Here is a 10,648-nt window from a genome sequence, read left to right on the forward strand (position 1 = left end):
TGATCACCTTCAGTTAAAAGTTGAACTAGGGGACATCAGGAAGGTAAACAAAAAAACCGAAGGCGCGACAACGCAAACGGCTTAAAGAAAAGAACGCCCCCTATTGCCACTCCGCACTAACCCGCCATAATCACCCTCTGCATTAACTATCAAATGCTACTATAGTGAAGTCATTAACTTCATTACCATTAAGAAAAAGCTCCGTGTAAAGGCAGCTTAAACTAAGCAGTTAGCCATCCATGTAGCGCAAAACCAGGCTACTACACAAGATGCTGTTTTTAAATAAAGTCACGATGTTTTTAAAAAAGACGCGATGTTTTGAATAAAATCGCGACGTTTATAAAAAAGTAGCGATGTTTTGCCCCTTTGGATCTGTTTATATAAAGGGGTGTTTTTATAGTGAAAAGTGAAAAGAAGTTCTGAACGGAAAGCGCGGATTAAGGAACTATTGAGTAGCAATAAAGTTACTCAACTAAAGGGCCATTTAATTGAATAAATCTAACCGTTTCTAGAGGAAACGGTTAGATTTACGAGAGAAAGTTTATTCACTCGTATTTTTTTAAAACAATAGCCGCATTATGACCTCCAAAACCAAATGAGTTAGATAGCCCCATATTTATTTTCACTTGGCGAGCAACAGACGGTACATAATCTAGATCACATAATGGATCAGGATTTTCTAAGTTAATTGTTGGAGGAACTATCTCTTCCTTTATGCTCATTGCTAAAGCAATTGCTTCAACTCCACCAGCTGCCCCTAACATATGACCAAGCATAGATTTATTAGCTGTTATTGGAATCTGATAAGCTAGCTTTCCAAATAGCTGCTTAATAGCCATCGTTTCAGAGATGTCCCCCACTTTTGTACTTGTTGCATGGGCACTAATAACATCAATTTCCTCAGGAGATATATTGGCATTTTTTAAAGCTGATCTCATTGCAAGATTGGCCCCTCTACCTTCTGGGTGTGTAGCTACCATATGGTGTGCATCTGAACTTGCACCATATCCAATGACTTCTGCATAAATCTTTGCCTCTCTACGTAAAGCATGAGATAAGGATTCTAAGATTAGAATTCCAGCTCCTTCTGACATGACAAATCCATCTCGATTTTCATCAAATGGACGACTAGCTTTAGTTGGATCGTCGTTTCTTGTTGATAATGCTGTAGCATTACCAAAGCTTGCTATTGATAAGTCTGTTATAGCTGCCTCTGTTCCACCCGCAAACATAACGTCAACTTCTCCAGAACGGATTAGTCTAAAGGCTTCTCCGATAGCTGTATTTCCAATTGCACATGCGGAAACAGGAGACATAGAAGGTCCCATGGCGTTCCATTGGATACTAATTTGTGCAGCAGCAGCATTAGAAATCATGGCAGGTACTAGAGTTGGGCTGACTCTTCTTGGTCCCTTCTGTCTAAGCGCATCAATATTTTCAATTAAGGTTTCAAGTCCCCCTATACCTGAACCTACGTATACGCCTAACCTTTCTCCGTCTATACGTTTGAGGTCTAACTCAGAGTCTGTCCAAGCTTGTTCGGCTGCAGCCAAAGAAAATTGAGAAAAGCGATCTAAACGTCTTGCTTCTTTCTTTCCAAAAATTTCATCTGCATCAAAATCTCGTATGACACCTGCAATTTTTGCCTTATGATTAGTAACATCAAATGTATCAATAAGGGATATACCAGACTCTCCGTTAATCAGATTGTTCCAAAATGTCTTGAGGTTGTTTCCTATAGGAGAGACTACTCCCATACCTGTAATCACAACTCTTTCCACTGTTCATCACTCCAAATCAATAATATACTTGTATTTTACAGTCACTTTATCCTATTACAAGTGATTGTTTATCCTGGTATAATTACCACTAGGTTAAATTGGTATGATGAGGAGTTTTAAAAATGAATGATAAAACTAGGCTTGAAGCTTTGTCGACATTCTTAAAAGCTAAGCGTGCTCAAATTAAGCCAGAGTCAATTGGTTTGCCTGTCGGAACCCGGAGAAGGACACCTGGGTTACGAAGAGAAGAGGTTGCACAACTAGCAGGTGTAAGTACCACTTGGTATACATGGCTAGAGCAGGGAAGAGATATAAAAGTTTCTTCAATCGTATTTGATTGTATTTCTACAGCTTTGCAATTAAATAATGATGAAAGAGACTACTTATATGACCTGGCATTAGAAGCAAAATCGGAAATTACACATCCAAAAAAGGATCAATCAGAGCTTAGCCCTTCTTTAAAACGAATACTAGCTGAATTAACATATTGTCCGACTATCATTACGGATCGACATTGCCATATTGTGGGCTGGAATCCTGCAGCTGCTCATGTTTTTTTAGATTTTGAACAAATACCGAATGATCAAAGAAATTTGATTCGTTTAGTGTTCACCAGAAAAGAATTCAAAGCATTGGCCGTCAATTGGGAACATTTTGCGAAAGGTTTTCTTGCCATTTTCCGTACCTATTATGGACACTATTTAGGCGATGAATGGTACAACCAATTTATTAAAGAAATGAGTCATTCACATCCAGAATTCCAAGATTTATGGCTAGAAAGTCAAGTGAGTAAGGCTCCAGAAATGATAATTGAATTCAGACATGCTAAAGCAGGCAAAATGTTGTTTAATTTAACTTCTCTCCAAGTTCAAGGTGATATGGATTTACGGTGCAGTATCTATACACCAGTAGAGGAAACAGATACAGAAAAGAAATTAAAACGATTAATGAAGAGGGTTTCCGTTGAAAATTAATAAAGTAATTTCGTTATTCCATTATAGGGCGCTATTGTTGTGCAAACACAGGTAGAAAATGATCAAAACTTTTTTATAAAAAATTATTCACTAGCAACAAACAACCCAAGCATTTTGACCAAACTTTTTTCAAAATGTTTGGGTTTMTMCTGTTGAAAAATCAATTTTTGTAGCATGCTTTTGATCAAACTTTATTACAAACCAACACAAGAGAGGATTCGTTTTTAATGAATCCTGATTGGATAGCTTCAGCAACTTCTTTTGCAATCTCTATAATAGTTGAGTTCTTACAAATCTTTTTGTGCCAAATATGTGCTGATGGTCCTTCTGAATTGAAATCTTTAATTAATAGGAGTTCATAGAATGTACCTTCTTGTTTACACGTAACTATGTATACTGAAAAATTTAATGCTTCAAATATTTTTTGCTTAATGATATATTGCTTGTCAATTTCTTTAATATTTAGGGTCATTGGTAGCACTTCATTATTATTTTCAGACAATGTTAACATTGTAAGCCCCCCTAGATTTATAATTGACCACCCAATTTTATTAGTAACGAAAGAAACGAACAAAAAAATAAAACGAAAAATAAAAAGGTATTGGCTCCTCCTTCGCCAAATACCATGATAGCCACTCAAGCTATCCCCACTAATATATAGATTAACGATGTGTTGYTAATATAATACGTCCTAGATGTTATAAATTTGTAAATGATCTATTATTAAACATTAAAGACTATAAACCTTCCATTCACAGTAGGTTGACATTACTTCCGGATTATAAAGTAATCAACTTCATTACTCCATAAGAAAAAGCTGCCCTGTAAAGGCAGCCAATTCTTCAACTAAGGTACCAGTTAGTTGAAGAAGCTAATAGGAATAATGATGTCATTCATCTTCTCCCTTAATTTCATCCGAAACATTCCATGTTAATTAACCCAATAATTAAGTTGGGTTTAGTTCGCTCAGAATTGACGACTTTTATTTTTTTCCAATCATTATGCTCGTGATTTGGGTTTTCTTAAAATCAAAACGATTATTATTACTAATAGGCTAACTACAATCGTCTCATATGCATTCTCTCTAATACTAGATCCTACCACCATTAACTCAGGATTAAATAATAGTAAAATGATACCTATGCCAATCGCTTCTGCAAATTTGTTTATAAACGTTTTCATAAGAGTTATATCCTCCCTTCTTCTTTTCTCTTTCATATAGCAACTCAAGAAATAACCCTATTACATATTTTATTTTATATACTGTATCTACTATTTGATAAGTTTAAGGACAAATCTATTAATAAAACTATTAATTMAATAATGAAGAAAATGGTCATTTACTTATATTATTAACAACTAATTTGACTTTTATACATACTTTCAAAAAAATTTTGAATGTAACAAAATACATTCATGCCCTTTTCATCATCCAAGAAATTGTTTCTTGTATTCCTTTTATATATGGGGGTAAATTGTTAATTTTTTTCATACTTTTCTCCACTTAATTGAACTGGATTTTCTGTTAAATACATCATTTCAACCGCGGTTCCTTCTCTTGAAGAAAGAGAAAAGTGAAATAGTATAAGGCAATCAGGTATCTATAATATGAGCTAAGAATGTTTCTACTTTCCTTAGCTCATAAAAACAAGGCCAATCCTCAGAAAGGATTGACCTTGTTTTTTGTGAATTTATTGTACTTAATGTCTAGTAGTACCTGAAGTTGTGTGTAATTCATTGTTAACGAATGAATCCGTTTTTCTGGCATTCGGAACTAACAATACGAGCAGCTTCCCATCTTTAACATCCCGTACGTATTAATCTGCCTCAGCTTCCGGAATGCCCATCCCAATTAATGCTCCAGCTAGTCCGCCTGTACCTGCACCGACTGCAGCTCCGGTTAACATAGCTACAATAGGACCTGCTGCCAGAAGTGGCCCAATTCCCGGAATTGCAAGCGCTCCTACACCTGCCAATAATCCCGCGGCTCCCCCAAGAAGCCCTCCAGTTGCCTTTAATTCCTCAACCGCCCGAAATAGTAGACGAATAACATGGGATGGCAAATATATAGTTTTTTCTATTTTTTCTTCTTGTTCTTCAACTCACGGCCCCGTAAGTTGAAGAACGACTAAATTTAAAATCGTACTATTTTGCCCCTCACTCTTTTGATTCATTTTCATTTGCAACTTTATTTATTCTTTCTAGCATTGTCGGATGTGAATAACGAAACCATTTTACGAGTAGTGGAGGATTCACCTCATTCAATCCTGCCTTCGTAAGTTCTTGAAAAGTTTTGACAGCTGCCTCCGGGTCGTCCATTAGGTTTATTGCATACTGATCAGCTCTTGTTTCCTGATATCTAGAAATATAATTTGAAATTGGACTTGAAACGAATAATAGAAAAGATGTAATAAGTAAAAATAATGGCAATGAATGAATAGCGTTTACTCGTTTAATTTTTAATACACGTCCAAAGCGATGGATAGCCCAAGGCATTATTTTAGCGGTTAACCAGAGCCCGACAAGCATCATTAGGATATAACGAGCGATTCCAAAATATATATGTTTCTCCACATAATGCCCCATCTCATGAGCCATGATGAAGAGAATTTCATTTTCTGATAAGCGGTTCAAAGTCGTATCCCATAATACTATTCTTGAATTATTCCCAATCCCCGTAACATAAGCATTTAGAGCATTTGTCTTTTCCGCCATGTTAACTTCATACACATGTTCTGTTGGAATTTTTGCTTGCTCAGCCAACGTGAGAATTTTCGTCTCTAATTCTTTATTTGTTAGTGGATAAAAATCATTATATAAGGGGTCGATTATTACTGGTTGAATAAACATGAGGAAAATGGAGAAAGGAATCATTAGTAACCAGGCATTGAACCACCATCTCTTTGTGCTTTTATTTATAAGCCAATAAAGAACCGTTACAATCACTACTGTCGTTCCTAAGTTAACCCAAAAATCAATGACATTATCTCGCATCCAAGAATTGAAATCCTGGGTACTAATCCCATATTTTTCACTTAAGAAATATCTGTAATAGTCTAAAGGAAATAAAACAATAAACGTAAGAACAGACAGTAAAAATACATATACTGCATTTTGCAAAATTGCCCATTTTTTTTGCAAAGGAATCCATCTTTCAAACGCTTGTGAAAGTCCAGTAATCAGTATAAATAAATAGACAAGCCATTCAAACGGTATTGATACAAAAAAGAGAAAATTCTTTATTCTTGAATACTCCTCACTAAGGTACAATTCTCGATCCGACATAAAAACATGCGGATCTGCAACAGTTCCTTTTAAAGTTGCAGGTATACCCCCACTGCCACTATGGAAGATATAAACATACATCAGGAAAGCATATACCCCAAATAAGAAAAGAGCATTAATTCCCCATTTTTTCGTCAAATCCACTTCACCTCCACTCACTCTCTCTTACATACATTTAGTGTAATCAAAAACAGAAAAGATAGAACCATATTCTAACAAATATGCTTTATTTCCAACTATTCTATTAAGAAAAGCCCACTTTGGACGGACTTAGAGATATCATCACAGAGTATTTATTAAAATGAAAGGAGTGCTGTATTAAAGCCAATATCTAATCAAAACCTAACGAACAATTGGCATGCACATCCGAGTGGACAGATTCTTTTGGTTACTGGCGGAAGAGGCTGGTATTAGGAAAAAGGAAAACCTGCTCAAGAAATATATCCAGGAGATGTAGTGGAAATACTTCCAAATGTAAACACTGGCATGGTGCTGCAGCTGATAGTTGGTTTGTTCATCTTGCCATTGATCCAGATACAACAGTAGGTCCTCCTGAATGGTTCGAAAAATGCGTTAATCCTTCTTTCTATAACCTTAACACCTAAACAAAAAACGCCTAAAACCTTTATCTATCAAGGGTTTTGGGCGTTACAAGAATGGTGGGTTATTTGCGTTAAAACGATACATGCGGAGCATACCTGTAAATACCGAAAGCTAAAACTGCTCCGATAGTTCAATAAGAAAAAAGGCTTCATTCCTTATTGAAGTAAAGCACCCGTTTGTTGAAGAAGGTTATTTAAAATTATCAATATTAAAGTGGAACCAACTTTATCCTACTATTTTAGGCGATGAGCATTACCCTTCAAACACTACATTGTTTTCTTCGTATGTCAAAGGACCAACTACATTGATTTCATTTCCAAGTTGCGCTGCTAATTGGAGTACATAAAATACTGCCTATTCAGGCTCTTCATTTTTTAATTCCGTTTTACATACTAGCTCATACTTTGTCTTATCTTTCCAATATTGCTCCAAAGATATAGTTACAATTTTATAGTTTACTGCAGACGTTGAAGCAACCAATAAAATGCTAAAACAAAAATAAGGCAAGACGCTGAGATCATCATTTTACGATACCATGGGAACCTGCGCAGCCAATTCAAGAGAGGCAGTAATAGACACAATACCATGAACTGACCCGTTTCCACTCCTAAATTAAATGAGAGGAGTGTGCCAATCAGATTGCTCTTTGGAAGTCCTATTTCAGTCAAAGCCCCGGCGAAACCCATACCGTGAATCAGGCCAAATATGGCTGTCAATAGCCACCGCCATTTCACCTTTTGAACAAATATATTTTCCACTGCCACATAACAGATGGTCAGCGCTATAAAAACTTCGACCCAATGCGAACTGACCTGAATACGGTCGGTGGCCACCAAGAATAGTGTTATGCTGTGGCCGATTGTAAAAGCAGTAACAATTTTCAACGCATCCTTGAAGCGAGATGCGATTAATACTAAGGATAACAAAAACAGCATATGATCGAACCCGGTCAAAATGTGTTCGATTCCAAGTACAAAGTATTTCCATAGGACGGATTCACTTTCAGGCTGAGCAATGGTGATCTGAACATCTTTTTTTTTGGTATCAAGAATATTCTGATAGAAATATTCCCCTGAATGGACCAAAAGTACATTCGTATGTAGAGGCGCATCTTCAAACATCAGATTGTAATGAAGATTAAATTGTTCGATAGCTTCATCGGCGGTTATCCTTAATTTAAAAATTACGCCAATCGTGGAACCCTTTTCTGCCAACTCCATCGAAAGCATTTCCATCGTTAAGGGCTTCGAATCCACATCTATACGAAGATCTTTCTGTAATACCGATTCGATTCTTTCTTTCTGCGAGGACAGTTCCTCGTTATCCAGATATTTATCCTTGTTGGTATCAAATTGTTCCAGCATGTCTATTTGATCAAGAAAAAGTTCATAGTCAATCGTTTTCCCTTTAATGTTTAAATTCGAGTAACCCCTACTTTTGTCGGTATGGGCAAATGAAGTGCTGGCATTCGCACAAAATATTAAGGTGACTATGAACAAGGACAGGAATGCACGTAGTTTCAAAGCGAGACCTCTTTTCATCAAAGTTAAAATCTAATCCCTCGGAGCGAATCGTAATTGTGTCAATAAATATTGAGCGCCTTAATATAGAACGTCCCGCAGCAAATATTTTGCCGCGGGACCTCTTTTCATCAAAGTTTAAATCTAATCCCTTGTGCGAATCGTAATTGTGTCAATAAATATTGAGCGTCTTGCAGCACATGCTGCTGTGATTTCCTCCCATACAACATTCACTGCCCCTGTTGTTCCGTCATTGTATATGGCCTCAACCTTTGCAGGAAGTGCGGGTATTGCCTATGCTCGTATTCACGGCAACCGGTTTGAAGTCTACGATGTCTTCGGTATTACACTTTCTGTTTCAAGGACGCTAATCTCCGTAGCCGGAAGCACTGGCGCTAAAATTTTCATTTCCGACAAACCGACATTTGGTCCGCTTCCACCGGATACCTGGAATTTGACCCATGTCACCGTCTTGTCAGGGAAAGTTACAGAATAAGCGCTCCCGTCATTCGGGATTCCTGAAACCGTCACAGTGCTTCCGTCGCTAAAGGTAAGTGTTCCGCCGGGCGCCCAGTCAGCTAAATAGGGCCGATCATAGAAGGTAATCTTGCTGATCGTTTGATTCGTCGTCCAATTCACCTGGATCCATGGATTCTGTTCTCCCTTGGACGCCCATTCGCCCGATTGCCCTATGATGCCATCGAACACTTTGTCGGGAGAACGAGCGGCATCGTAATACGATGAAGCGGTAACTGCGGCGGTCCACGCTGGGATCTTATTAACAGTTACTCTAATGCTTGTTGTTAAAGGCACGTTATTGGGATTTGCCACCCCATTTGGCAAAGTTACAGTTCCATTTACAGTGAAGGTCTGCGCCGTCGTGGCAGTGGGATCATAGTTTGAAGCATCTACATTCCATGTCACATTGGCATTATCCACCTTGCCTGCATCGGTATCCAAGGATACTTTCTTTGGAAATCCAAGGGCGTCCGCTGTCTTCGCCGTTCCGATTGCCACCTCTGTGATGTCAGCAGGTACTGTGATGCTGTTCAATTTTTTTTCTTGAATTTCTATCAATTCAAACCAGCGAAAAACCCAAAAACCTGCATTTACATTCAGCCTTATTTTATGTGAGCCTTCACTCAGTCTGACCGTTTCGGATTTAATGACATAGTTGGTCGGACCCCCGGTTGAGATTGAGGTTCTCGTTTGAGGTACTCCATCTACCAGGAATTCAACCTCTCCCGTATACCCCGCGTTTGATGCTACCTTGTAATTTAATTGATAGAATCCCGATTTTGCCACATCTACGTTATATTCCATCCAGTCGCCTATTTCCATAGCACCCACTCGCCATGCGGGTCCGCCATCATTAATCCGTTGATTTCTAAGTACAGCACCCTGTTTCGAATTGTAGTTTGCACTTTCTATCCTTCCTGGCACCAATGCTGAACCAGGCAATACATCTAAAATATTTACATTAAAGCTGGCTGTCTTTCCACCTAGAGTCACAGCCAGTTGCACTTTTCCTATACGAAAGGACTTAAAGCCGGTAATATTATCAACCGTTACGTTTTCCACTTTTGTTGTTCCATCGCTGTAAGTGCCTGTCACAACCAGCCCGTCTATATTAAGCCCATCTCCCTGCAGGTAATTCAACTTTGTTGGCAGTTTAGTTATTTCGATGCTTTGCAACTTAACGTTAGAAGTCTCGTTGGCAATTGCCATGATCTGATCTGTAGACAATGCTTGATTGTAAACCCTTACTGCATCAATACGTCCATTGAAGCTTTGTTGGCCTCTACTGTCTGCACCGATATACGTTCCCGTTGTTGGCGTATAAGGAGCTGTTGTATTATTGGTTACCGGTGTGCTCTTGCCATTGATATAAAGCTCCCAGGTGCCGCTTCTTCTTGCCGCCGTGATATTGGTCCATTGGCCCGCCGTCAAAGCAGTCTGCGATCCAAGGATCGTCTGCCCGTTGATTGCAATGGACACCTTATCGCCTTGGTCATGATCCAACACGATGGAATATCCATTGGTAAAGCCATCACCATTGGACAATATTTGTTGAGATCCTGAGGTTGCACCATTCCACTTCACCCAGGCTGTTAGCGTTAGATTGTTCTTTTTATTGGATACAAGATCTGTACTTGCATAATTACCGTCTGCACCGTTCAGGCTGAGTGAAGCGGAACCTTCCATTTTATCCGTCTTATCAAAGGCAGCACTTCCATGCAAAGTTGCATTAAACCCATTCTTGATACTGTCGTTGCCATTGTCGTTAAATCCCCACATCCTTTTGGGATCGTTACCATCTATAATTTGGAATTTATCTATGTTCACACCCGCTGCGTTGCTATCGCTTTTTATGACGATCTTGTTATTTGGACCCGGATTCAGCTCAACAGGTACCACCAATTCGTTATACGAACTCATGCTTCCGGTAGTAGGAAAGCTGAGCGTCTGTACTTTGGCTCCATTT

General features: G+C 38.4%; 8 protein-coding genes and 1 pseudogene. 1 reads left to right on the plus strand and 8 read right to left on the minus strand.

The window, feature by feature from the left end; translation table 11 throughout:
* Nucleotides 1-545 precede the first annotated feature (545 nt).
* The gene (gene fabF, locus AC1DSL_RS08300; RefSeq protein ID WP_477531850.1) at nucleotides 546-1,781 is read right to left on the minus strand and encodes a beta-ketoacyl-ACP synthase II; all 1,236 of its coding nucleotides are present in this window, start codon (nucleotides 1,779-1,781) and stop codon (nucleotides 546-548) included.
* Between the two features lie 122 nt (nucleotides 1,782-1,903).
* Between fabF and AC1DSL_RS08305 the strand changes: the two genes are divergently transcribed.
* A complete protein-coding gene (locus AC1DSL_RS08305) occupies nucleotides 1,904-2,755 on the plus strand; it encodes a helix-turn-helix transcriptional regulator (RefSeq protein ID WP_016427909.1) in 852 nt (283 codons plus the stop codon).
* 184 nt (nucleotides 2,756-2,939) lie between these two features.
* Here the strand turns inward: AC1DSL_RS08305 and AC1DSL_RS08310 are convergent, their stop codons facing one another.
* The 7 genes and pseudogenes from AC1DSL_RS08310 to AC1DSL_RS08340 form a co-directional block, all read right to left on the minus strand.
* Entirely contained in the window at nucleotides 2,940-3,266 is a 327-nt protein-coding gene (locus AC1DSL_RS08310) for a hypothetical protein (protein ID WP_342541955.1), read from the minus strand.
* A gap of 488 nt (nucleotides 3,267-3,754) precedes the next feature.
* Nucleotides 3,755-3,937: a hypothetical protein gene (locus AC1DSL_RS08315; RefSeq protein WP_342541956.1), complete on the minus strand. Its 183-nt coding sequence runs from the start codon at nucleotides 3,935-3,937 to the stop codon at nucleotides 3,755-3,757.
* Nucleotides 3,938-4,455: 518 nt separating this feature from the next.
* Nucleotides 4,456-4,767, minus strand: a pseudogene (locus tag AC1DSL_RS08320) (general stress protein); the annotation flags it as partial.
* Nucleotides 4,768-4,912: 145 nt separating this feature from the next.
* On the minus strand, nucleotides 4,913-6,178 hold the full coding sequence (locus AC1DSL_RS08325) for a M48 family metallopeptidase (protein WP_477531851.1): 1,266 nt from the start codon (nucleotides 6,176-6,178) through the stop codon (nucleotides 4,913-4,915).
* Nucleotides 6,179-7,098: 920 nt separating this feature from the next.
* The gene (locus AC1DSL_RS08330) at nucleotides 7,099-8,166 is read right to left on the minus strand and encodes a HupE/UreJ family protein (RefSeq protein ID WP_477531852.1); all 1,068 of its coding nucleotides are present in this window, start codon (nucleotides 8,164-8,166) and stop codon (nucleotides 7,099-7,101) included.
* 141 nt (nucleotides 8,167-8,307) lie between these two features.
* Nucleotides 8,308-8,454, minus strand: coding sequence for an Ig-like domain-containing protein (locus AC1DSL_RS08335; RefSeq protein ID WP_446723148.1), 147 nt, complete (start codon nucleotides 8,452-8,454; stop codon nucleotides 8,308-8,310).
* Nucleotides 8,455-8,490: 36 nt separating this feature from the next.
* The coding region (locus AC1DSL_RS08340; protein WP_477531853.1) for a DUF7402 domain-containing protein at nucleotides 8,491-10,648 on the minus strand (2,158 nt) is incomplete at its 5' end.

The sequence above is a fragment of the Paenisporosarcina sp. P4_D4 genome (assembly GCF_056401835.1).

Coding starts and splice junctions, on each gene's coding strand:
- AC1DSL_RS08305 (WP_016427909.1), top strand. CDS start 1,904: ATGAATGATAAAACTAGGCTTGAAGCTTTGTCGACATTCTTAAAAGCT.
- AC1DSL_RS08310 (WP_342541955.1), bottom strand. CDS start 3,266: ATGTTAACATTGTCTGAAAATAATAATGAAGTGCTACCAATGACCCTA.
- AC1DSL_RS08315 (WP_342541956.1), bottom strand. CDS start 3,937: ATGAAAACGTTTATAAACAAATTTGCAGAAGCGATTGGCATAGGTATC.